We start from the raw sequence: 23,820 nt of genomic DNA on the forward strand, positions 1-23,820 counted from the left end.
TTTTATTCCTTTGAACCGGTCTTCCTGGACCGGTACGCCCTTTCCAGAAGACGTTGGATACTGGGGAATCTGGCGGCGGCGGGCCGGGCTCGCTCAAGAGTCTCGATGGCCGGCTCGGTCTCTCCCAACTCCAGGTAGAGAGCGCCCAGCTTGCGCAGATGATTCGGGTTGTCGGGAGCTCGCTCGACAGCCTTGAGGAAAGCCTCTTTCGCCCCCGGCATGTCCTTCAACAGGTACCGGGCCGTTCCCAACAGTGAATAGGCAAGATCGTTGTCCGGTTGCCTTCTGATGCTCCCTTCAGCGGAGGCGCGGGCTTGCTCATAGTCTCCCTTGCGGAGATGGATCTGGCCCCGCATGAGATCGACGCGCGCGTTTTTCGGTTCCCGGTCGGCCAGGAAGTCCAGGACCTGGAGAACCCGGTCGTGCTCTCCCATCTGAAAATAGGTGTCCCCCAGAATCCAGGCCTGGCGGGAGTTCAGTTGCGGCCATCGATCCCGGCCCAGAGACTCAAGGACCGGCCGGGCCAGTTCGTGCGCTCCCGATTGCGCCAATGCGTTCGAATAGTAGATGGCGTACTTGGGATTGTTGCCATCCAATCGAACGGCCTCTTTGAACTCTGCGGCGGCGCCCGGCCAATCCTGCTCCTGCCAACGCCCCATCCCCTGATGGAAGTAGGGCTCGGGATCGGACGGATCCGCCTGCTTCTGGCGCTCGAACAGCTCCGAGGCCTGCGCGATTTGTCCCATCTTGATCAGGTGCTGCCCGTCCCTGCTGGTCCGCAGCCGCTCGGCGGCGACCCGGTGGCGTTCGGCTTCCTCCTGCCGTCCCAACCGGAAGTACAGGCCGGCCAGAGTCACGTGGCCTTCCAGGAAATTGGGGTTTTCATCCACCACACTCTTCACGGTTCGGATCGCCTCTTCGATCCGGTTGGAGGAGCTGTAGACGAGTCCCATCTGAAACCGCGCATCCGCATCGCCCGGCCGCGTCCGCAGCGCACGTTCGAAGCGGGCCAGGGCTTCCTCATATTGCTGTTCGTTCTCAAAGAGAAAGATGCCGCGGTACAGATTGGCGTCGTAATCGTCGGGATTGATCTTGAGTTCTTCCAGGAAGGCCTGGTTCGCTGTGTCGTGCCGGTTCATGAGCCGGAGCAACTTCCCGTACGTGGCGTTCAACGAAGGGACCCGCGGGTCGAGCGCGAGGGCTCTTTCCAAGTGCCTGGCCGCTCCCGGGTAGTCTCCGTTTTCCATCAACTTGCCGCCTCGGCGCGCCAAACGATTGAGCCAATCTGCGCGCATCTCGGACCGGAACCGCGATGTCGGCCAGTCCGTGTCTTTCAGGGCGTTCTCGACGAGCGGCGTTCCCTCTTCCGCCCGCCCGTCCTCTTCCAGGGCAACTCCCAACAGATAGGTCAGGGCTGGAGATTGGGACAATTCCATCTCAAGCGGCGACAGAAGTTCGATCATCTTCCGCCACTCGCCCAGGTTGAAGTGGCAGGAGGCCAGCAACTGAAGGGCTTCCCTGCCCTTCGATCCATCGGCGACGACCTGGACCAGGATCTGCTTGGCCCTCTCGAAGTCGGCCGTTCGATAATGGGTCCACCCGAGGGCGTATCTGGCGCCCGTCGGGTCAATGAGACCGCCGGATTCAATAGCCGATTCGTATTGGGCGACGGCATCCTGATACCGGCCGCTCGAAGCGTAGGCGTTGCCCAGCTTGACTCGGACCTCCGCCAGACCGGGGTTACGGGCCAGCAAGGACCGGTACACTTCGATGGCGCCTTGCAGATCACCGTCCTGTTGGAGTTGAACCGCCCGCCTCAGGGCCTTCTCCGGCTCGCCCTGCGCCAACAGCAGGAAACCCGCAAGTGCCGCGATTGCCGGGATATGGAGCATGGGGATCACTTAGACCAGCGACTCGGATACACTATTCTGAGTGGGTGATATGAGTATAAACAGATTCAAATCGATGCGGGTCTGGTTTCCGGCAGCGACGCTGACAATTAAGGAGCACACGTGGACCTGGGACTAAGAGGAAAGGTCGCTATCGTCACCGGCGGCAATCGCGGGATTGGAAGATGCTGCGCCCTGGCGCTTGCCCGCGAGGGTGCGCGGATCTGCATCACGGCCCGTGACCGGAATCTACTGGACCAGACGGTCGGGGAGATCAACGAGGCGGGAGGCGAAGGGTATGCCGTTTCGGCGGACCTGACCACCTTGGAGGCGTGCCGCCGGGTCGTGGACGAGACGGTCGAACAGTTCGGAGGGGTCGATATCCTGGTGAATTGCGCCGGTGCGGCGCGGGCGCACGACATCCTGGATCTTCCCACCGATCTGATCGACGATGCGCTGAGCCTGAAGAGCTACAGCTACCTTCGCATGTCCCAACTCGTGATCCCTCACATGAAGTGGGGCGGCTGGGGACGCATCGTCAACATCGCAGGAAGCGCCGGCGCGAGTCCGGCCCAGGGCAACATTCCGGTGAGCCTGGCCAACATCACCATCCTCAACATGACACGCGCACTCTCGGACGCGGTCTCGGGGGACGGCATCCTGGTCAATACCATCTGCCCCGGTTTCACCAACACCCAAAGGGCGCGCGATCTGTTTCAGGCGAAGGCGGACAAAGAGGGCCGCGACGTGGAGGAAGTTCTCAGGGACCTGGGGCGCGGGCTCCCGGCCGGACGCATTGCCGAGCCGGAGGAAATCGCCGACGTGGTCGCCTTTCTGGCATCGGAGGTCTGTTCCTACATGTTCGGAAGTTCCATCTACATGGACGGCGGCGATCGGCGCGGCACGCCGTAGATTCACATCGGTCCTGACTTCACGCCGGCCGTGATCCCCGCGAAACAGGGACCGGTAGAAAGGTGCCGATATGAGAATCGGATTCATCGGCCTGGGCGCCATGGGGAACCCCATGGCCGCCAACCTGCAGAAGGCCGGATACGAACTGACCATCCACGACATCCGTCGCGAGCAGGCCCGCAATCTCGAGGATGGGGGCGCCGTCTGGGCGACGAGCCCCGCGGACACGGCCGAGCGATCCGACGTGGTGCTGCTGTCCCTGCCCGGCCCGGTGGAAGTGGAATCGGTCGTGCTGGGCAACAACGGCGTCTTTTCCGGTCTGGCCGCGGGAGGCGCCTGCATCGACACCAGCACCAATTCGCCGGCGGTCATGCGCCGCATCGCGGAAGCCGGCGCCTCCAGAGGCATTCAGGTCCTGGACGCGCCCATCAGCGGGGGCATCTGGGGTGCGCGGGATGCCTCGTTGACCGTATTCGCCGGTGGAGAAAAGGCAGCGTTCGAGAAGTATCGTCCGCTTTTCCGGTGCATCGGAAAGACCGTGGTCCACATGGGGCCGCTCGGTTCCGGCCACGCCGCCAAGCTGGTGAACAACCTGATCATGTACATCAACTTCATCGGCGCCTGCGAGGGGATGGCCCTGGGCGTGAAGGCCGGGTTGGATCCGCGGATTCTGCTCGACGTCATCAAGCCGAGCATGGGCCACAGCACGTTCATGGAAAGGACCATGAAGCTGTCCCTGGACGGCCAACCGCTTCACTTCGTGACTGATGGGGCGGTCAAGGATCTTCGTCTGTGTGTCGAACTGGGCAGGGACCTGGGCGTGCCGCTGGCGGCGGGTCCGCTGGTGGAAACGCTGGTGACCCGGTACCGGGACGCGGGACACGGTCAGGAGGACACCCTCACGTACATCCGTGACTACATGCGGCGGTCAGGCGTCGATTGGGGATAAACACCCCTCCTTACAAAAAAAGGGCGCCCGCGAGGGGCGCCCTTACGTTTTCCACAGTAGTGGGATGCGTCAGAAATAGACCTTCAAGGCAGTTTGTATCACCCGGCCGAACAACGCGCTACTGACCCTTCCGAAGGCTGCACTCTGAATATTGGAGCTCGGTCCCCCGAAGTTCGGGTGGTTGAAGGCATTGAAGAACTCGAACCTGAGCTGCAACCGCCCCTCTTCGGTGGGTAGCATCGGCAGGGCCCAGTTCTTGATCAGAGCCAGATCCTGGTTGATGATGCCGTCCCGATCGATGATATTCCGGCCGCTGTTCCCATATGTATTGATGGGATTCAAGGCAAAGGCGGCCGTATTGAACCATTGTTGGATGTCCTGGTTGCCCCTGGTGCCGTTGCGCAACCGGTTCGGCTGACGCGCGTTGTACGTGCTTCCCGTGTTGGAGTTGTCGCTGGACATGCCGATCGTAATCGGCAGTCCGCTGTTCAGCGTCGTAATTCCACCAAACTGCCAACCGCCCAGGAGATTCCGGATCAAGCCGGACTGTCCTTCCATTTTCGGAAGCAGGTAGTTCCAACTGAACGACAGACGATGTCCCATATCCCAATCGCTTCGAGCGTTGTTGGTGTCGGTGAGCCGATACGTCGTCACCGACCCAAAGGAATCCCAGTCGGTTGTCTTCGCATAGGTATAGCCCATAAGGAAGCTCAATTTGGTGCCGGTTTTTCTGAGGGTGACTTGAAGCGCATTGTAGTCGGACATCCCCGCACCGGCATCCTGGATATTGAAGCCGATATTGGGCCAGGGGCGCCGCTCCTGTTCGAAGGGGGGCGCGCCAAGCTGCGGAAGCGGCCGATTGAGTTCCTGCCTCTGGGACAGCTTCCTTCCCGTCGATCCGACATAGGCCGTCTCAAGCAGGACTTGGCCCGGAAGCATGTTCTGGATACTCAGGGTCCAGTTCTGCAGATAAGGGCTCCGTCTCTTGCTGGTAATCAGTGAGACGTACCCGATCGGATCGCTCATATCCAGAATCTCGTTAAAGTTGTCCGGATCGAATACGGGAGGATCCTTGAACAGTGTGGCGATGTCGATGGGGTTCTTCGGGTCCCGGCTGATGGCGTTGTTGATGAATGCATTCTGCGGACCGGAGCTGTCCCAGGCCAGATCGTTACCCGGTGTTTCATCATAGAAGACACCGTAGCTGCCCCGGAGCACGAAATTCTGGTTGGCAGTGGGTGTCCAGGCGAACCCGATCCGGGGAGCAAAGTCATTGAAGTCGGTGTCGATGAGACTCCCGGGCCCTCCAAAGATCACGCCTCCGCGCGGACGCGTGAAGTCCATGATGTCCAGATAGTTGCCCCCTTCAGGTCCCACCTCCAGAGCCAGCCAGGGGTGCACCTGGTAGCGCAAGGCCAGGGTCAGGCTGAAATTGGGCGTGACGCGGATGCGGTCCTCGAAATAGGCGTCCCACCACATGGAGACTCGATTCGCTCCGGCCGCCGCGGCGCCCGTGGAGTTCTCGGGATGTCCCAACAGGAAATCGGCAACGTCGTTCCCGGTAATGATTCCCGAAAATTGGAAGTTCCCCTGGGTCCATGAAGCAGCCAGTTGCTGTGTGAACCGGTCGATGATGGTCATGCCGAAGGTCATCTCGTGCCGGCCCTGGGTGTAGCTCATGTCGGCCATGTAGTAGAGGTCGTTGTTGACCGGGACGATGCAGTTGCCGGCGCCGCCAAAACGCGTATAGCTGACCATGCCTGCAGCCGGGGCATAGTTGCAGGTCCGAGTCGTGTTGATGTTCCGGATGCCGTACCTCTCCGACCAGATCGGGTCCGTGTCCCGTTCCAGGTTTTGCGCCAGCGACATGATGGCGCGGTTCAATCCGGCCCGCGCATCCAGAACCAGGTTATTGGCGAATACGTGGGTCCAGTTGACGACGGCATTTCTTCCGTAGAGCGGATACTCGACATTCGCGCCTCTGTTGATTCTGCTGTCGAACAGTTGCGAGTCGGAGTGGATCACACGGGCAAAGACTTTATCGTTGTCTGTAGCCTGCCAATCTCCACGCCAGATCCATTTCGTGTCGTCCTGGATTCTCGGCGCCGCACCCGTGAAGTTGTTGGCGGTGCCCGGAAGATTGGGCGCCGGGATCAGTCCATCCTCCATGTACAACCGGGCCCAGGGGTGAATGCGATTGGACGGAATCTGGTTGTTGGGAAAAGGCTCACCCGTCATCGGGTCAATGACGGGAGTCGACAAGGAAGAAAAATCCCCCTGGAGAAATCTTGTCGGCGGTACGGTGAGGAACTGCGTGTTGAAACGGCTTGAGTTCAACCCCTCCAAGGAGACGTACCAGAACAACTTGTCCTTCAGTACCGGCCCCCCGACCTCGAATCCCCACTGGTGTTGCCGAAACTCTCCGAGTTCCCGGTCAAAAAAGCTTCTGGCGTCCAGGTTGTCGTTGCGGTGAAAGAACCAGGCGCTTCCACTGATCGCGTTGGTTCCCTGTTTGGTGACGACGCTGACCACGCCCGGGGTCTGCCCGCGGCCCGTGAAAAAGCCCTTCTGGACCTTGAATTCCGAAATGGCGTCGACTTGAACGAGGGCCCCCGGAGCACCGTAGAAATGCTCCTTGAAAGGAATTCCGTCGAATACGTACGACGTAGAACTCACCCGCGTCCCGGATATGGCCGCGGAGGTCTGGCGAGGACCGTAAGCCCACTGCGCGACGCCGGGAGCCGAATCGCCGGCCTGCACGCCGGCCTGAATCCCGGCGAGCTGCAGGAACCCTCTTCCGTTCAGCGGCAGTTCCTCCACCATCTCCTCGCCGATCACGGTGCCCAGCTCGGCGGTTCTCCGGTCGACGACCGTCGCCTCGGCCGTGACCAACACCGTATCGCTGACTTCACCCACCTGAAGCGTCAAGGTGTGATCCACTACGGCGAACACCTCGAGTTGGATCCCTTCCACCACTGCCTTCTTGAAGCCGGGCATCTCTACACTGAGGGTGTAGGAGCCCACCGGCAAAGCGGCGAAACTGAAGACCCCCTGTTCGTTGGAGATGCCGGTTCTGCGGAGGCCCGTCGCCTCGTTGACGGCCTCAACGTCAGCCCCGGGAACCACCGCGGTGGTGTCGTCCAGCACTCGGCCGGTAATGGTCCCGGACCCTTCCGCCTGGGCCCTGAGACCGCCGGTCGACGCCAGGACGATGGCGACCAACAGCACTAGGGCCAATGAATTACGTCGCATTTCTTTTCCTCCCGATCAGTGGGAAATAGTGAGGCTGAGGGAAACCGCCCGACGTGAATGCGCAGTTTTCGTCTTGCAGTAGAAGAGCCGACTGGACTGATCGAATCGAACGGATCAGCGTATACGCGGTCGGACATACTTGGTCCCGTAGCCTGGGATGGCGAAAGTTTAAGGTATGCCGTCCAGCCATGTCAACAGTCCGAGTTCGGGGGGGTGCACGACAAAAAAGTGACGACGGATCAAGCTGCAGCCTTGGAATTGGCTCTCCATTCCCAAGGGTCCTCAAAGCGCCCACTGAGCCGAACACAGCGCAGGGCCATGATCGAATTCGCTCCTGGCACGCTCCAATGCATTCCGGATCGCTTGAGCCGAGCCCCGATGGCATTCTTGCATCCGGCTTCCACTACTCCGGTGGACGTGCAGAGCCCTTGCGCCTCGAATCGGGCGTAACGCATGCGATGTCGATTCTGCTGGAAACAGGTGCAGGCCGCTTTCGCTTCCTCGTTGTGAGCGGCCTCGGTGGCAAGCTCAGATAAGAGGGTCTCGATCCGACCGGCATCGAGTTCCAGGCAACGTTGTTGCGCCCAATCCTGGGCCAACTGGCGATCAGCGAATAAGTTCCTGGAGAGGGTATGAAGTCGCTCTTTGGCGTGGAAACGATCGATAATCTGCACCGCCTCCGGGAAGAGTTCCCCGGTCAGGTTCCAAATCCACTTCGCTCCGTCTCCCAGAACATCTTGCCGTTGCGCTTGCCCCAAACGGCGGCGTTGAGCCTCAGGCTCCGAATCCCATCAGCCGGGCTCGTCACAAGCCGGTTCTACAACTTCGTGATAGCGATTGAGTTTAAGGTCCTTGAGCACCGATGTCTTTCCGCTGGGCCAACGAATCTCAACCCTGAGCGCCGCTTCCCCGTCGGGCACGCCAAAGAGAATGCGCGGGTCATTTTGTGAGCAATAGCTGGAGGAACTCCGTACCTCTCTCATCTGCTGAGGACCACCCTTTTTTGAAGACAGAAAGACACGCGTCCCCAGGGCGTCGCCATTGCTGCATGTTCCCTGGAGTCTCAGGCCCAGCCAGTGATTCCCCAGTTGGTCTCGACGGTAGACCAGCGGTTGATCATCCAGATTGGAGACGACGATCTCGAGACTTCCGTCATTGTCGAGATCGACAAATGCCGCCCCGCGTCCAACGGCGGCGGTTGGTGAGGGGAATGCCTGATTCGAAACATCGCGAAACCGGCTGTTCCCAATATTCAAGAACCACTGATCCGGCATCGAATAGGGTGGCACGTTGGGGTAGAGATGACCATTCGCGACAAAGAGGTCCACGCGACCATCACGGTTGAAGTCGATGAAACCTGTGCCGAATCCCAAATAGCTCATAGTGGGTTGAGCTAATCCGGTCTCGCGGGTGCTGTCGATAAAAAAGCCGTTCCCCAGATTGCGATAGAGGGTGTTGTACTCTTCCGAAAAATTCGTCACATACAGATCCATCCAGCCATCGTTGTCATAATCCCCGGCGTCGACCCCCATCCCCGCTTGCTCTTTTCCGTTGGCATCCACGGCTACGCCAGCCTGCAGCGCCACATCTTTGAACTGACCCCGGCCGTTATTCTGAAAAAGATTGTTGGGAACCGAATCATTGGCGACATAAACGTCGAGATCGCCGTCGTTGTCATAGTCGGTGCAGACCACTCCAAGTCCATAGTAGCTGCGGTCGGCAATACCACTCGTTCTACTGACATCCGAAAAGACTCCGTTGCCCAGGTTTCTGTAAAGGACATCGCGGGAGGCCGGATAGCGCTTCGGCCCGCAATAGGCCGGTCGTCCTTTGAAACGGCAGAATCGGCCGGATGTGGGGGGGGCAGAGAAGTCGAAGTCCACGTAGTTGGTCACATAGAGGTCGACCCAGCCGTCCCCATCGAGGTCCGCAAAAGCTGCACTGGCACTCCAGGCACTACTGCCCGTGCCCGAAGCCTGCGTGAAGTCGGTAAAAGTACCATCGCCGTTGTTGCGGTAAAGCCGATTGGGACCGAAGTTTGTGACGTAAAGGTCCGTGTCGCCGTCGTTGTCGATGTCAGCCGCTGTCCCGCCCATCCCCCAACCCAAATCTGCCACTCCTGCCTCCTTAGCTACCTCTTCGAAGTGTCCGTTGCCTTTATTGCGAAAGAGAAGGTTAGGAGTCTTCTTTCCGTCTCTCTGGGCTCCATTGACCAAGTAGACATCAATGTAACCGTCGTTGTTATAGTCAAGACAAAGGACCCCTCCACTCATCGAATCAACGATCAGAGGTTTGTCGGCGTCGCCAGTGATATTTTTTCCCAGGAATCCGAGTTCGCTTGAGACTTCTCTGTATTGATTCGGCTTGGAGAGAACGGCCATCGGCAGCCACAGAAGCAGGATCACGCCGAGGCTCTTCAGTTTCATCATCACTGCCTATTCGCCAATCTCATAGGTGTTCCGCTCAAAGACCGTGAGGCCCGCCAATAAGCAAGTTTGCTCCCTGCTGTAGGTAAGAGAAAGAATTAGTGGGGTGGCGAAAAGCGGCCCGAAAGCTTTCGGATCTTGCTCAAGACTCGTCTGGCGGGACCTGGAAGCGGGTCCTTTGCAACACCTTCTTCTGCAGGATCCGATCCTCCACTTTCAACTCAAGGTCGTACTTGCCTGCCCCGAAGCCCTTCAAGCCGAAGACAAAAGCGACAGCTATCCGGTCCCCCAGGACTTCGAAGAGTGCCTGGTCCGCCTGGTTGACCAGCACTTTTCCATGGCTGTCTTTGACTTCTGCCAGGATGTCCAGATCTGGGTACGAGCTGGCACCATCGATTGCGAAGTTATACACCTCGAAATACATGCCGAGGGATTCTCCTGAGCGGAAGTGGTTGTTGCTGACCGGGTAGACTTTCCATCCCAGCGCCGTCACAAAAGGATCCGGCAAGCTGCCCTCTTTGGCCGGAGTGATGAGATCGGAAAGGACAACCGACGAAAGCGAGAGTTCGTCGCTCATCTTGACAGGAAGATTCAACTTCTTTTCCAGGTAACCCATCTCGCCACTGCTGACGTCCTCGACTACGAGACTTAGTTTGTACAGACCAGGCGACAGCGGGATGATCTTCTGGTAGCGCTTGTAGGGGTAGATATAGGCGTCCGAGGGATCCAGTCCCGCGCGCCGGTCATCGTAAACAGTCTCCTCGAACTCCTGAATGACCCTGCCGGCTGCACTTCTCACGGCACCGTAGAGATTCACGGTGGCGCGCTCCGTTTCCTCTCCCAGCGATTGGTAAGTCAATTCCGAGACCGGAAGATAGACCGTGATCGGAGCCAGAAACGAAGAATCATTCAACCGCAAGTGCGAGTTGTTGGCTGAAACGGGAAACCGTGTGTAGCGGACCCGCGTGTCTACTTGCGCCTTCAAATCAGTGAACTTGATCTCGGGAGGCTTTTGCAGCTGGAAATACCTCTCCAGACGAAGAAAGGGATTCGCTCCTGCTTTGTGGTAGACGTCGTCGTCCCCGCCGAAGCTTCGCATCAGCTCCGAGCCCCTGATCCGAGAGGCTCTCGTCTCGAAGCCCATCTTCTCGAACAGGGTCTTCCCACCCCCGGGCATACGCAGGAGGGCATCCTTCTCCTCGGGCCGCAACGCGATCCGGAAGTCGCCTGTCATGGAACGATCCACGAATTCGATCTCAATGCCGTTGCCTATCCCCTCAATGTAGTTGTAGAACCACTTTTCCATGGGGTAGACCTGGGTCGCGCCTCCACCCTCCTCGATCTCCCGATAGTAGGTTGCTCCTGCACCGTATTTGTCGACTGATTCAGGCGGGCCGAAAGTAATGTAGATGCGACCCCGGTCAGTCTGCCATCCGAACACACCCGCATTACTGTAACGCTCATTTGCATAGGCTATACGCCTGTAGTGCTCGACCTTGAACTCGTTGAAGTCCGTGGACGGATCGGGGTCGCGCCGGCGCCAGAACTGCTCGATAAAAATCTCCTTCTCCTCGTCAGCGGTGAGTTTCTCGAAGACCGATCTTTCCTCGGGAGTCACGATGTAGAAGACGTCTTCATCGAGCCAATCGGAATAGGGATCTACACTCTCCTCCTTCTGGCGCTGTTCGTCCCGTTGAGTTCCGGGGAGAATGAAGGCGGGCGTGAGAAGGAGTAGAACCGTGACTGCAACGAGCAGCAGACGCTCTTTGGAATGTCCGGTCTTGCGCAGCATGCGTCTTTAGCAAGCTAGTATGCGACGTGGGTGGTTCGTCTTCAAGCACCTTTGACTGGTTTGACTGGCAACAGCCGGTGGGGGAGCAAACTCTTTCGGCGCCCGAGGCGCCTCCTACATTCGCTCCGGAGGATGGTGCCTCCGGTTCGCACAATTGCACGCAGCACCTGTTTCAAGGTATGTAATTAGCCTGTGAATTGGACAGGCAAGCTTGCCGTGCTACTCGTCACAACCCTCGCGATCTTTGCCCCGGGACTGTCGCAGGAGCATTTAGAGACTCGCCAGAAGGCCCTGGAACTTCTCAACCAGAACAAATCGGCCGAGGCCGAGAAACTCTTTCGAGAATACCTTGATTCTTACCCGGACGACGCTCAAGCCCTTTACTACCTGGGCGTCAGCTTGCACTTTCAGTCTCAATACAAAGCAGCGATCGAGGTCTTGGAACGGGTTGTGGCGCTTCGTCCCCAGGTGGACAATCCTCAGTTCGAACCTTCGCGGCTGCAATACTTCCTGAGCCTGCTCCACTTCCAGAATGGGGATTTGGACTCGGCGCAAAGCAAGCTCGAACCACTCGTCAAAGAAGGCGCCGCCGCACCCGTTTACTTCCTGCAAGGCCGGATGGATTTCGCCAGGAAGGACTACGAATCCGCCGAGCGGCACATCTCCAGCGCCTTGCAATTGGACCTCCCGGATTCTGCGGAGGTTCACTACCAACTTGGATTAATCTATTCCGCCCAAGGAAAACATGATGAAGCCGCGCGCTCTATAGAGGCAGCTCTGGAGCAACAACCCTCAAATCCAGATATTCTTTTCAAGCTGGCCGATACTTATTTTCAACTGCAAGACATTCCCCGTGTTGAGGAGTTGTCCCGCGAAGTTCTGGCTGAGGATCCGTCCTCGGCCATGGCGCACTACAACCTGGGCCGTGCGGAGTTTGCACGTGGCAATCTGGAGAAAGCTGGCGAGTATTTCGTCCGAGCGACTGAACTGGAGACGCGTCCCCGGTACTTCAATTCTCTGGCCCAGGTGCGGATACAGCTGAACCAGCCGCAGCGGGCCATCGCTGCACTCAGAGAGAATGTACGCCTGGATCCGGCGACGCCCTCTCCACGGCTTCAACTAGCGGGACTCCTTTTTCAGGCTCTCGACATGAACGGGGCCGAGGTGGAATACAAAAAGATCCTCAACATGAACCCCGACAATATGCACGCACTGTTCGGATTGTGCTTTACCCTCGTCGCTCGGGGGAACGAAACGGCGGCCGTCGAGACGTTTCGCAAAGCCTGGGGGACCGATCCCGGTCTACTGAAGGAGATGATCGTCTCAGCAGTCATATCAGCCCGGGAACATCCCGGATACACTCAGATCGCCGGTAGGCTGCTGCGGGCTGTGGCCCCTGCGGCAGCGGAGCACAGCCTCGAATTCATTGTGGCGCGTCAGTACCTGTCCGCCAATCGAGCCGGGAAAGCGCTGGAATGGATCGACCGCTATCTCTCAAACGGAGCCCCCGACGATCACACCCGTTTGCTCATGGGCTCGGCATTGCGGATGCTGGGCAGAACGCAGGAAGCTGAGAAAGAGTTGCTGGCTATCAATCAGGCCTCACCGTTGGGGGTGCACGCCCTCTATCAGCTAGCGGTTCTTGAAGCCCTCTACGAGGAAAACCAGAAGGGCGGGAAAGCCGACGAGTATCTGGATCGTGTGCTGGCGCTGGACTCAGATCATTTTCAGGCTCTCGTGATGAAAGCCGAACGCCAGATCAAGGATGTCAATCTGGCCGAGGCCGAAAGGCTGCTCAAACATGCTGTCGGCATCCAGCCGGATAGTCCTGAAGCGCACTACGCCTTGTCCACGCTCTATCGGCGGTCCGGGCGGAATCAGGAGGCTGAAGCAGCACTCAACCAGTACAAGCGGCTCAAGGCGGAGTCTGCCCTGTTTCCGGAACTGCAGTATCCGTAGCTTGGATCGGGAACGGTTCAACCGCGCAGGCCAGAATGCTTTGCGCCCCTACAGAGCGCTAAAAGCCAAGCTCGCCCGGTGAAGTTCGAGACTGTAATCATCGGAGGAGAGCAAAGAAGGGACGGACACCGAAGGCACCTTCGGTGTCCGTGCTCCAGCTTCTCAACGGGGTACTAGAAGATGAGCTTCAATCCGAATTGGATCCTTCGTGCATCGGTAGCTGTCGTGATCCGCCCGTAGGATCCAGACTCCAAATTGGCGCTTGGTCTTCCAAAGTTGACGTTATTGAAGATGTTGAAAAACTCTGTCCGGAACTGTACTTTTGCTTCTTCCGAGATTCCTGGGATATTGAAATTCTTGAATAGCCCTAAGTCCTGACCGACAAAACCATCGCTGTACAGGAATTGAGCACCCGAGTTACCAAAGGTGCCAGGGGCCGGCAATGAAAAGGCGCCGAGATCAAACCATCGATCCGGTGATCGCTGACCGGCCGGCAGGTTGCCGTCTCCCAAGCGATTGGGACGCTTGTTGAAGATGGCCTCACTGTTGGCTGGATCCGAGCTTGTAGTTGGGTGGAAGTTGAAACCGCTCATGAGCGTCGTGATGCCCGACAGCTGCCAACCTCCCAATGCGTGTCTCATGGCTGCGCTTTGGCCTTCAAAAAGAGGCAACTCGTATACGAAGCTGAAGTTAAAACGGTGCCGCAAATCGAAAGTACTCAAGCCTTTGTCCCGATCCCAGGGCACATAGTTACGGGCTCCCTTACTGTCAAACGAATCAGTATCCAACGATTTCGCCCAGGAGTAAGTGGTCAGAAAACTCAATCCCTGACTCAAAGCTTTTCGTAGCGTGAATTCCAGGCCGTGATACCAGGACTGTCCCATGGCATGATCCGTGAGAATGAATTGAAAATCAGGCCAAGCACGATTCGCCTGACGGCAGGCCGAATCGCAGGACGGGTCGTTTGCCGTTCGCCCCCCTTCACGCCAACGTGCGATGGACCGATTGATATTCCACCGCTTCGACATGCTCACACCATGAGAGCCCACATAAGCCATCTCACCAAACAAGCCCCAGGGAAGCATACGTTGGACGCTCAGGGTCCATATCTGCTGATAGGGATCCGACCGCCTCTGAGGAGTACTCAAGAGTATGAGGGATATGTCTTTTATATCAAACGGATCACCCGGGGGCGGATCCGGAAAAAGTGTTGAGATTTCGATCGTCGGCTTGTCGGTGTCGCTGAAGAAGGTCTGGACAATACTATTGTTGGGCGAAAGGATAGCGTCCCACGCCAGTTCGTTTCCGGGCACCTCGTCGTAGAAGATTCCAAAACTGGAACGGATGGCAAAATCCTGAGAACCCCCTGGGCTCCACGCAATTCCAATCCGGGGAGCAAAGTTGTTCTTATCGACGTCAATCACGCGTCCGACATCCCTCTCGGCGCGAAAGCCTCCGGCGCCTCCGTTCGCGGCTCCGTCAAATAGGCCGAGCCGGTCCCCGGTTGTGGAGACCAGCCAGGGGTAGAGCTGATAGCGCAGACCGAGGGTCAGGCTAACGTTGCGGCTGATTTTGAACTCATCCTGGATGAAGCTGTTGAACCAGATTCCTTCTTTGTCGACTGCGGGACCGGTCTTGTGACCGATAACTCGATTCGTATGCCCCAGGAGAAAGTCTGCTACCGGATGCCCGGTGAACTGACCCAAATACTGAAAGTTACCCTGCTGGTTGAAAGTGCCGATCAGCGTGTGACCCTTATCGCGCACCTCGAATCCCCAGGACACGTTATGGCGCCCCTTTATCCATGACATGTTGAAGATGTAGTGCCAGTCATTCTGGAAAGGGGCTATGCAGCTGCCTGGCCCACCAAACGTCGAAAAGCCACCCATTGACACTCCTGGCACCGCATTGCACTCAGGAACAATGTTAATGTTCCGTATTCCAAATTCCGTCGGCCAGTCGGGATCCGTCAGGGCGTTTGTTGGACTCCAGTAGCTGATTTCCACCTTATTCAGACCTGCTTTCGCATTGGCTACCAGTGTGGGTCCAAACGAATGAACCCAATCAAAAACCAGATTATGGGCAGTTAACGGACGCGCCGTTTCTGACCCGGGCAACAAACTTCGATCGTTGACGATACTGTCAATCCCGGACCATCTTCCGAAGAATCTATCCGTCTCCGAGAGTGCAAAATCCACTCGCGTGATGAATTTGTCATCATTTCTCACGAGACCCGTCTCGCCAATGAGATTGAAGACGTCACCGGGCGGCTGATTGGGCGCCGGTATGAAACCGAGACCTATGTATTGGTTGGCAAATGGATGAAACCTGCTCGACGGGATGATATTCCCTGGGAAGGGCTCTCCCGTGGTTGGATCGATCAGGGGCTCTGCCAAATCCGAGAAATCTCCCTGTAGATGCCGAGACGTGGGGACGATGTTGCGACCGGTCGCGGCCTTTCGTGAGCGAAAACCTTCGTAGCTAAAAAACCAGAACAGTTTATCTTGAATCACCGGACCGCCCACCTCAGCTCCGAACTGGTTCTGGAGGAACTCCGGATTGCCGACTGAAAAAAAGTTTCGCGCGTCCAGATTGTCGTTGCGATGAAACATCCAGCCGGAACCGTGAATTGCGTTGGTTCCCGACTTGGTGATTGCGTTGACGACCGCTGGATTATCGTTTTGACCTGAGAAGAAACCCCGCTGGACTTTCACTTCAGCCAAAGCATCGAGAGCCGGAAGTTGAGCGGAAGATCCGTAGAAGGGCTCTTTACTCGGGATCCCATCGAACATGTAATTGGTCGAGGTCTCCCGCTGACCTGAAATCGTCACGGTGGTCACCCCGCGGCCTATGCGAAAACCATGGGATTCGCCTGCGTTACCGGACTCTGTAAAGGGGGAACCGTGGGCCCCCGCAGTTAAGCGAGTCAGGCCGACAAAACTTCTCTGATTGATGGGAAGCTCTTTGATCTCCCGTTCCTGCAGTACTTCACCGATCGCCGGTGTTTCCGTTTCGACACGAGTCACCGCAGCCTGGACGGTCACTTGTTCCGTAACCTCGCCCACTGCCAACGTCACCTGGCGACGGACGTGCGAATCCACCCGAATCTCGATCTGGGTCAGTAGGGCCGTCTTGAAGCCGGGCATTTCGGCTCTGAGGTCATAGACACCTGGTCTCAAATACGGAAGTCCGAAAACACCCGTATCATCGGTGATCGCTTCACGTTCTTCACCGGTGTCCACATTGGTTACAGTCACTGTGGCCCCTGGAATCACCGCCTCGACCTCATCGACGACGGTGCCCGTTATCGTCCCCGTCGTAGCCTGCGATAGAAGTAAAGGAGTGCCTGCTAAGATTAAAATAATTAATAGAGAAGTTGCTTTGAGATGTTGTTTGCCAAGTAGCATACGGTGCCTCCCCTTGACGAAAATCTAGCCCACACAAAGAATCAAAAGGCTAAGGTGACGTTACAGCGTATCAACAGTGGCTGCCAATAACGATTCCACTCGATCCACTCGAAACTGAAAACCCCCTGGTCGTTGGAAATGCCGGTTCTTCGGAGGCCCGTCGCCTCGTTGACGGCCTCTCGGCGGGGAATAGTGAGGCTGAAGGAAGAATCCCGGCGCAACTCCGCCGTGCTCCTTTTGCTGAAGCGGACTGAATTGGACTGGACGAATAGCAGAGATCTGCGTATTCAGCATTGAGCATTCGACATCCGCGAACCTGGGATTGCAGAATTCTACGGGATGCCGTCCGCCGATGTCAACAATCCGCGTGCACCGGGGTGCCCGACACGAGAGTGATGCTGATGATGAAAGCCAGAGAACGTCAGCGATTGGGCTTAGACTCTCTGTCAGTTACTATAACTGTCAGGTAGGAGTGTGCCCCTGTCCCCAGACCGTTCCCCTCAGCGCCAGCTCCAACATCGACGCCAGCGGTTGTTGCAGGCCGTGCTCGAAATCGGCGACCTCCGTCCCGGGTCTCTCGCGACGCGTTACCGCCGTTGCGGCAAGCCCAACTGTCACTGTGCCCAGCCCGGCGACCGAGGCCACGGACCCAGTTTCTCCTTGACCCGTCGCGTCGGCGGCAAAACCGTGACCAAGATCATTCCCCCGGGGCCGGCGGTTGAACGCACCCGGGCGCAGATCGCCGAGTATCGTCGATTGCGGAGCTTGGTGAAGGAGTTGGTGGAGGTCAGCGAGCAGATTTGTCAGGTTCAGCTGGACGCTTCTTCGGCCCGGACGGGCCAAAAAAAGAGCTCCAAAAAACGCTGGCGCAGGAGATCCGGCAAGAAGTCCGGACCCTGATGGGTCCCCTGGCGGCCGAAGCCTTGGACTTCGAAGCTCTGGAGACCGCCCTCCGGCGCCAAGTCTTGGAGTGGGCGGCCCGCACGGTGGAAGCGCAGCTCAACCAGGATCATGTGGATTTGGAACCTGACCGGGGAACTCTTCCCGGAGGCGGTGCAGATTATCGATCGTTTCCACGCCAAAGAGCGACTTCATACCCTCTCCAGGAACTTATTCGCTGATCGCCAGTTGGCCCAGGATTGGGCGCAACAACGTTGCCTGGAACTCGATGCCGGTCGGATCGAGACCCTCTTATCTGAGCTTGCCACCGAGGCCGCTCACAACGAGGAAGCGAAAGCGGCCTGCACCTGTTTCCAGCAGAATCGACATCGCATGCGTTACGCCCGATTCGAGGCGCAAGGGCTCTGCACGTCCACCGGAGTAGTGGAAGCCGGATGCAAGAATGCCATCGGGGCTCGGCTCAAGCGATCCGGAATGCATTGGAGCGTGCCAGGAGCGAATTCGATCATGGCCCTGCGCTGTGTTCGGCTCAGTGGGCGCATTGAGGACTTTTGGGAATGGAGAGCCAATTCCAAGGCTGCAGCTTGATCCGTCGTCACCTTCTTGTCGTGCACCCCGTGCACCGGTTTCGTTAGTACCTGAAGTGTCCGGTCCATTGAGGGCGAGGTTAGGATGAGCTTTTACCCCCACAAAGAGGAGGTGGGGATGGAACTGTATCCGCCGAGCGCCGTGGAGCGGACGATGAAGGTGCAGGAAATCATCCTTCGCGAGCGGCGTGACAATGATGACTGTCCCCTTCTCTTCGGTCCGCTTACTTGTCGTGAGGCCGGTAGAGAGGTGCGATTGATTTCACCGACTGATCACGTCGATAAAAATTCTTATGACCACACCTACGAAGGGAACAAGCAGACACCAGGCTATCCATGGGCGACGATGCTTGACGGTGTAAGCAGCGGCAACAAATGTAAGCGGAAAGGCCGCATAGACAACTGAGACCCAAATACCATTGTTCCAAACAGCGCTTAGATAGAGGCTGAACGGAGTCGCCAAGACAGCCGCCACGAGAATCAAACCAGGTTTTGCGGACACGATCCCAAACACAGCCAAGGTCACCGACAAAAAAACGGCGGGCCAGCCTAGCAACAACGGCCACCACTCAAGCAAACCATCCTCCCAACTGGTGTGATTCTCTACCGACTACGAATCCACCGTGAAAGACTTCCGAATCGTGAGTGTTTCGAAGCTGTTGGGAGCATTATAGCGGACGCTCTGGCGGACGGTATTTTGCAGTGCTGGATTGGCTCGATAGGATCCAAACCGAGCACATCCTTTCCAACTGACGGAGCAAGAGATGACGCCCGTTCTCCGCATCCTTTTCTTCTCGTGGGTAGGCGCCACCGTAGCGACGGCCAGTGCACCGGAGATCATTTCGGTCCGAAAGATCTGGGACCGGGCGCCTCATAGCGCCTTCACCGACCTGGTCCGCCATCAGGGGAAATGATTCTGCACCTGCCGGGAGGGGGGACGAGGCTACGGCGTCTCCAAATTGGGTGAGACCGCCACCCCCCGGCGAGCATTCCTCTACTGGACGACCGACGGGATCGAATGGAACTGGATCACGGAGTTCAAGCTCCCCGGCCTGACGCCCGAGGCTCGAAAGACGGCTCCCAGCGAAACCACCGTCCGTTTCCTGGCGGACGACCGGATGGTGGCTGTGATCCGGCCGGGTTGGGTTGGAAGCAGCCCGCCTCCCTACCGGGAATGGACATTTCACAAGCTGAAACACCGTCTGGGCGGCCCCAATTTCGTCCGGATACCAGACGGGCCGCGTCCCGGGGGTATCCGCGGGGAACGCCCGTGATCGGCGCCTGGATCCAGGGAGAGCCCTTCACCGTCCTGGCCAGATTGACCTTGACCGGCTACGAACCTGTGCTCAAGCTGCCCAGCGGCGGCGACACGAGCTATCCGGGGATGGTTTGGCACGAAGGACTTCTCTGGCTCAGCTACTATTCTTCCCATGAAGGCAAGACCAGCATCTATCTGGCCACGATCCGCCTCTGACCAAGGGTCACCCCTTGGGCCTCTTTCCCAAACCAGGGTTAAGACTCAAGAGAAGCGACCGCAATGAGAGTAGTATCAAATCCAGATGGACCGATACCCGACAAGGCCAATGGAGGAGAACCCATGAAGACCGGAAAAGGATTTCCCAGACTGACCCGTTTGATGGCGAAGGGACATGCAGCCTTGCTCCTGCTCCTGCCGGCTCTCCATGGATGTGCAGGAATGTTCTCCGGCAGCTTGGAAATCACTGCTGCCCAACGGGTGCATCCGGTGCTGATTCGCAATGAACACAATCCCCTGTTGCGACTGACTGTCGAAGCCCAGGGCGCCGGCCACACCGCCGGATTGTTCCTCTTCAAGCTCAGCGGTACGGACGACCTGAGCGACATCGAGTCCCTGGAGTTGTTCTACTCGGGTAACCAGGAGGAATTCGAGGTCGGGAACAGGTTCGGCGATCCCGCTCGACCGGCTGAGCAAGTCGTCTTCACGGGAAATCAGGAACTGTCACCAGGGAAGAATGTCTTCTGGCTTTCCGTCCGGTTGCGGCCTACCGCCGAGTTAGGAAACAAGACCGATGCCGTCTGCACTTCGGTGAACACCTCCGCAGGAGTGCTGACTCCCACGGACACGACTCCCGGCGTCCGCAAACGGATCGGCCTGGCCCTGCGCAAGCACATGGACGACGGAGTCCATACCTATCGCATCCCGGCAATCGCCACGACTCCCAAGGGCACCCTGCTTTGCGTTTACGACATGCGGTGGCGGAAGTCGCGAGACTTGCAGGAACACATCGATATCGGGCTGATCCGCAGCACCGACGGCGGCCAGACCTGGGAGCCGCAGCGGGCGATCATGGACATGGGGGAATGGGGCGGGTTGCCGCAGGAGGAGAACGGGGTCAGCGACCCCGGCATCCTCGTGGACGAGAACACCGGAGAGATCTTCGTCACCGCCGTCTGGATGTGGGGCAAACCGGGCAAACACCAGTGGCGCGACGACGGCTCCGAGCCGGGATATGAAATCGGAAAGACGGCCCAGATCCTGATGGTCCGTTCCACGGACGACGGCCTCACCTGGACCGAGCCGGAGAACGTCACCCGGAAACTGAAGAAACCGGAATGGTGGCTCTTCGCCCCGGCGCCGAACCGGGGGATTACGCTTTCCGACGGGACCATCGTCATGCCGACCCAGGGGCGTGACGAGACCGGATATCCCTTTGGAAACATCACCTACAGCCGCGACCATGGCGCCACCTGGACGGTGAGCAACCCGGCCTTCAGCGGAGGCAACGAAACCTTGGCGGTGCAGCTCGGCGACGGGTCCGTCATGCTGAACATGCGCAACGACAAGCCGGAACCGTACCGGGCCGTCTTTGTGACCTGGGATCTGGGCATCACCTGGATTCCGCACGAAACCAACCGCAAGACGTTGATCGAACCAAATTGCAACGCCAGCCTCTTTCGATTCGACTACGAGGAAGAGGGGGAGTCGAAATACATCCTGCTGTTTGCCAATCCCAATGCGCCCGACGGACGGCATCACCACACCGTCAAGGTCAGCTTCGACGACGGCATGACCTGGCCCGAGGATTACCAGATTCTGCTGGACGTGGGCCGGGGGCGAGGGTATCCCGGCATCACCCGGATCGACGACCGGCACGTGGGGATCGTTTACGAGGGAAGCCGGTCGGACCTGGTCTTCGAGAAGCTGTCGCTGGATGAACTGCTGAAGCGGTGATCCGAGTCCCGCCGATCCGGGAATCGGTCCCTATCGGATGGGTTGGAGGTTCCAATAGGTCAGGGAGCGCCAGACCCATTCCAAAGGCCCGTAGCGGAACCGCTTGACCCACCAGGAAGAGGCAACGAGCTGAACGATCCAGACCGCCAGGACGATGGCCACCTGCTCCGTCCTCTCGACGCTCCCGAAGAGTCCGAAGCCGTGTCCGTAGAACAGCGTGGTGCAGAGGAGAGTCTGGAGCAGGTAGTTGCTCAACGCGGTGCGTCCGACCGCCGAGACGGACTGCGAGAGCGGCCCACGCAGATCTGATTTGCAAATCAACATCACGATGCTGAGGTAGCCCAGGCTCACCGGAACGCTCCCCCAATAGTTGTACTGGCTTCCGATGAATTGGCAATCCAACGACCAGTTCCTGGCGAAATTGTGAACCAGTCCGTAACTCGACAGGATCCACCCCAATGTCAGGCCCGCGGTGGCCAGACCGAAGTAGAAACGGCTTGAGCGGGCAGCCGTCAGGACTCCCCACTTGAAGAGCGCCATTCCCACCAGCATCAGTCCCCCGATTCGCCAGAGCCCCCACAACAGAAACCCCTTGGTTTGCAGAAAGAGTGCCGTGCCGACTCGCTCCTCCATCTGTTTCAACCACCCCGACCGGTAAGCCGCCACCTCCTCCTGGACCAGTTCCGCCGACGGCTTCCAGTTGTCCGTCATTTCGGCGATCGCGTCGGGCGGGATATACGCCAAAGACAGACCCGTGAACAGAAAAATGGCGGACGCGATCAGCACGCTGCACAGGCCCAGTGTCAGCAAGGTCCTGGGGGCCAGATTGCGAAATGGGAAGACCACCAACGCGCAGAGGGCATAGGAGACCAGCACGTCGCCGGCCCAGAGCAGATAGGCGTGCAGGAGCCCGATCACCAACAGAATGAACGTCCTGCGATAGTGAATGCCCGCGGAGCTCGTCCCGCGGGCTTCCGCCCGTGACGTCATCAACACGATGCCGGCGCCATAGAGGATCGTGAACAGCGTCATGAACTTCTGGTCGGCCAGCACGTGGCTCAAGATGTAGACCCAGCCATTGACACCGCTCAGATCCCCATAGGCCGTGGGGTTGAGGTAGGCGGCCGAAATCATCGAAAAAACCTGGATGTTGATGATCAGAATGCCCAAGAGGGCGAACCCGCGCAGCAGATCCAGCGAGGGGATCCGTTCTCGACGCCGGGTTGGCCTCAGTGACTCTCTTGGTCTTCCGGTCATTTTGGAACCGCGTTGGGCTACACGTATTGTGCTGCAATCAAGTCTGACCTATTCTCACCGTGTCCGCGGAGCCGCGGTTTCCTAACCGCCGAACTCCCTAGTAGCAGAGCGGCGACGGAAGAACAGGCGATTGGAAATCGCCTCTCCTCATGGGGAGCCGCGGTTTCCTAACCGCCGAACTCCGATGTGACAACTTGGCGACGAAGGCCAGGCGATTGGAAATCGCCCCTCCTTGGAGCGGCGGTTTCCTAACCGCCGGACCGCCGAGCACCACAGCGGCGACCGAAGAATGGGCGATTGGAAATCGCTCCCTTCATTTTCTCAGGAGGTTTTATGAGCAACGACGCTGACCAAACCCCCATCGACTTTGCCGCCCTGGCCGCTCCGAATGAGGAGCACACTCGGTTGGAGGCATTTGTCGGCAAGTTTACAGCCGAGGTCAAGATCTGGATGGGTCCGGGCGAACCCATGGTCACCACCGGCGTCATGACCAACAGCATGGACCTGGGGGGACGCTTTCTGCGGCAGACCTACCAGGGTGATGCCGTTGAGGGTCCCTTTCCCAGCTTCGCCGGGCGGGGCTACTGGGGATACAACAAGACCGACCAGCGTTGGGAGGGATTCTGGATCGACACCGGCTCGACCGTCATGCAGTTCGAGCACGGCCAGGTCGACGAATCCGGATCGGTTTGGACCTTGACCGGAGAGATGACCGATCCGATCACCGGACAATCCATGGTCAAGAGTTCCGTCATCACCCTGATCGACCCGGATCACCATTCGATCGAAATGTATTACGAGACCCCGGAGGCAAAAACCAAGGGGCTGGAGATCCATTACAGGCGATTGCGTTGAAACCCCATTCTGGATTGAGCTAGCCCCAGCTTCTCATCACCGGGACGGCAGTCGGGAATTTTACAGCACTTCAAGAAGATGCTACCGCTACTGTGCTAACCTCGGAGGATGATGCCTCGTAGAGGATCCACGCACACCGGGCCCGCACGACGTGGCTCCGTCTGGCGCGCCTGGATCGTCATCCTGACACTGGCAGTCGCCGGTGCCGCATTCGCTGGGGCCATCTGCCACGACGAGCACGCAGCCGGCCACGACTGCGTGGCCTGCCAGCTCCGGCACCAGCCCGCCGCCGAACTTTCCGGATCCTTGCAGATCGGTTTCTCGGACGTTTCGGCGCCGCTGGAGCAGACTGGCGACGGCGGATGGATCTCATCCGGTCATTTCCGCAGCCTCTCCGCCCGCGCACCCCCCGCCTAGTTCCCAT

General features: G+C 58.4%; 18 protein-coding genes. 11 read left to right on the forward strand and 7 right to left on the reverse strand.

Features of this window, described 5'->3' with window-relative positions:
• Positions 1-2 precede the first annotated feature (2 nt).
• Positions 3-1,892, reverse strand: a complete 1,890-nt coding sequence (locus tag OXT71_21100) for a tetratricopeptide repeat protein (protein MDE2928890.1) — start codon at positions 1,890-1,892, stop codon at positions 3-5.
• A gap of 120 nt (positions 1,893-2,012) precedes the next feature.
• Between OXT71_21100 and OXT71_21105 the strand changes: the two genes are divergently transcribed.
• Together OXT71_21105 and OXT71_21110 are read left to right on the forward strand one after the other, a co-directional pair.
• On the forward strand, positions 2,013-2,801 hold the full coding sequence (locus OXT71_21105) for an SDR family oxidoreductase (protein ID MDE2928891.1): 789 nt from the start codon (positions 2,013-2,015) through the stop codon (positions 2,799-2,801).
• 70 nt (positions 2,802-2,871) lie between these two features.
• Complete coding sequence (locus OXT71_21110) at positions 2,872-3,750, forward strand: NAD(P)-dependent oxidoreductase (GenBank protein MDE2928892.1); 879 nt, start codon at positions 2,872-2,874, stop codon at positions 3,748-3,750.
• A 69-nt stretch (positions 3,751-3,819) separates the two neighbouring features.
• On the opposite strand, the gene OXT71_21115 is transcribed toward OXT71_21110, so the two are convergent.
• The 4 genes from OXT71_21115 to OXT71_21130 form a co-directional block, all read right to left on the reverse strand.
• A complete protein-coding gene (locus tag OXT71_21115) occupies positions 3,820-7,002 on the reverse strand; it encodes a carboxypeptidase regulatory-like domain-containing protein (protein MDE2928893.1) in 3,183 nt (1,060 codons plus the stop codon).
• Between the two features lie 239 nt (positions 7,003-7,241).
• Positions 7,242-7,760: a UPF0236 family protein gene (locus tag OXT71_21120; protein ID MDE2928894.1), complete on the reverse strand. Its 519-nt coding sequence runs from the start codon at positions 7,758-7,760 to the stop codon at positions 7,242-7,244.
• 33 nt (positions 7,761-7,793) lie between these two features.
• Positions 7,794-9,431 (reverse strand): CRTAC1 family protein, encoded by a 1,638-nt coding sequence (locus OXT71_21125; GenBank protein MDE2928895.1) that lies wholly within the window; start codon positions 9,429-9,431, stop codon positions 7,794-7,796.
• Positions 9,432-9,570: 139 nt separating this feature from the next.
• Entirely contained in the window at positions 9,571-11,220 is a 1,650-nt protein-coding gene (locus OXT71_21130; protein ID MDE2928896.1) for a GWxTD domain-containing protein, read from the reverse strand.
• 216 nt (positions 11,221-11,436) lie between these two features.
• Here OXT71_21130 and OXT71_21135 point away from each other — a divergent pair, with 216 nt between their 5' ends.
• Positions 11,437-13,179 (forward strand): tetratricopeptide repeat protein, encoded by a 1,743-nt coding sequence (locus OXT71_21135; protein ID MDE2928897.1) that lies wholly within the window; start codon positions 11,437-11,439, stop codon positions 13,177-13,179.
• 173 nt (positions 13,180-13,352) lie between these two features.
• Here OXT71_21135 and OXT71_21140 read toward each other — a convergent pair whose 3' ends face one another.
• On the reverse strand, positions 13,353-16,586 hold the full coding sequence (locus OXT71_21140; GenBank protein MDE2928898.1) for a carboxypeptidase-like regulatory domain-containing protein: 3,234 nt from the start codon (positions 16,584-16,586) through the stop codon (positions 13,353-13,355).
• 1,011 nt (positions 16,587-17,597) lie between these two features.
• Between OXT71_21140 and OXT71_21145 the strand changes: the two genes are divergently transcribed.
• The 6 genes from OXT71_21145 to OXT71_21170 all read left to right on the forward strand — a co-directional run bounded on the left by OXT71_21145 (position 17,598) and on the right by OXT71_21170 (position 21,284).
• A complete protein-coding gene (locus OXT71_21145; protein MDE2928899.1) occupies positions 17,598-18,074 on the forward strand; it encodes a hypothetical protein in 477 nt (158 codons plus the stop codon).
• A gap of 117 nt (positions 18,075-18,191) precedes the next feature.
• Positions 18,192-18,479, forward strand: a complete 288-nt coding sequence (locus OXT71_21150) for a hypothetical protein (GenBank protein MDE2928900.1) — start codon at positions 18,192-18,194, stop codon at positions 18,477-18,479.
• A 358-nt stretch (positions 18,480-18,837) separates the two neighbouring features.
• Complete coding sequence (locus OXT71_21155; protein ID MDE2928901.1) at positions 18,838-18,987, forward strand: hypothetical protein; 150 nt, start codon at positions 18,838-18,840, stop codon at positions 18,985-18,987.
• A 45-nt stretch (positions 18,988-19,032) separates the two neighbouring features.
• A complete protein-coding gene (locus tag OXT71_21160; GenBank protein MDE2928902.1) occupies positions 19,033-19,347 on the forward strand; it encodes a hypothetical protein in 315 nt (104 codons plus the stop codon).
• Positions 19,344-19,547 (forward strand): hypothetical protein, encoded by a 204-nt coding sequence (locus tag OXT71_21165; GenBank protein MDE2928903.1) that lies wholly within the window; start codon positions 19,344-19,346, stop codon positions 19,545-19,547. The genes OXT71_21160 and OXT71_21165 overlap by 4 nt, the downstream gene beginning before the upstream one ends.
• A 123-nt stretch (positions 19,548-19,670) precedes the next feature.
• Positions 19,671-21,284, forward strand: coding sequence for an exo-alpha-sialidase (locus tag OXT71_21170; GenBank protein ID MDE2928904.1), 1,614 nt, complete (start codon positions 19,671-19,673; stop codon positions 21,282-21,284).
• A 30-nt stretch (positions 21,285-21,314) separates the two neighbouring features.
• Here OXT71_21170 and OXT71_21175 read toward each other — a convergent pair whose 3' ends face one another.
• Positions 21,315-22,541 carry a DUF418 domain-containing protein gene (locus OXT71_21175; protein MDE2928905.1) on the reverse strand — a complete coding sequence of 409 codons (1,227 nt, stop codon included), beginning with the start codon at positions 22,539-22,541 and terminating at the stop codon, positions 21,315-21,317.
• Positions 22,542-22,874: 333 nt separating this feature from the next.
• Here OXT71_21175 and OXT71_21180 point away from each other — a divergent pair, with 333 nt between their 5' ends.
• A complete protein-coding gene (locus tag OXT71_21180) occupies positions 22,875-23,396 on the forward strand; it encodes a DUF1579 family protein (GenBank protein MDE2928906.1) in 522 nt (173 codons plus the stop codon).
• A gap of 108 nt (positions 23,397-23,504) precedes the next feature.
• Positions 23,505-23,813, forward strand: a complete 309-nt coding sequence (locus tag OXT71_21185; GenBank protein ID MDE2928907.1) for a hypothetical protein — start codon at positions 23,505-23,507, stop codon at positions 23,811-23,813.
• Positions 23,814-23,820 lie beyond the last annotated feature (7 nt).

It is taken from the genome of Acidobacteriota bacterium, from assembly GCA_028874215.1.
Classification (GTDB): domain Bacteria; phylum Acidobacteriota; class UBA6911; order RPQK01; family JAJDTT01; genus JAJDTT01.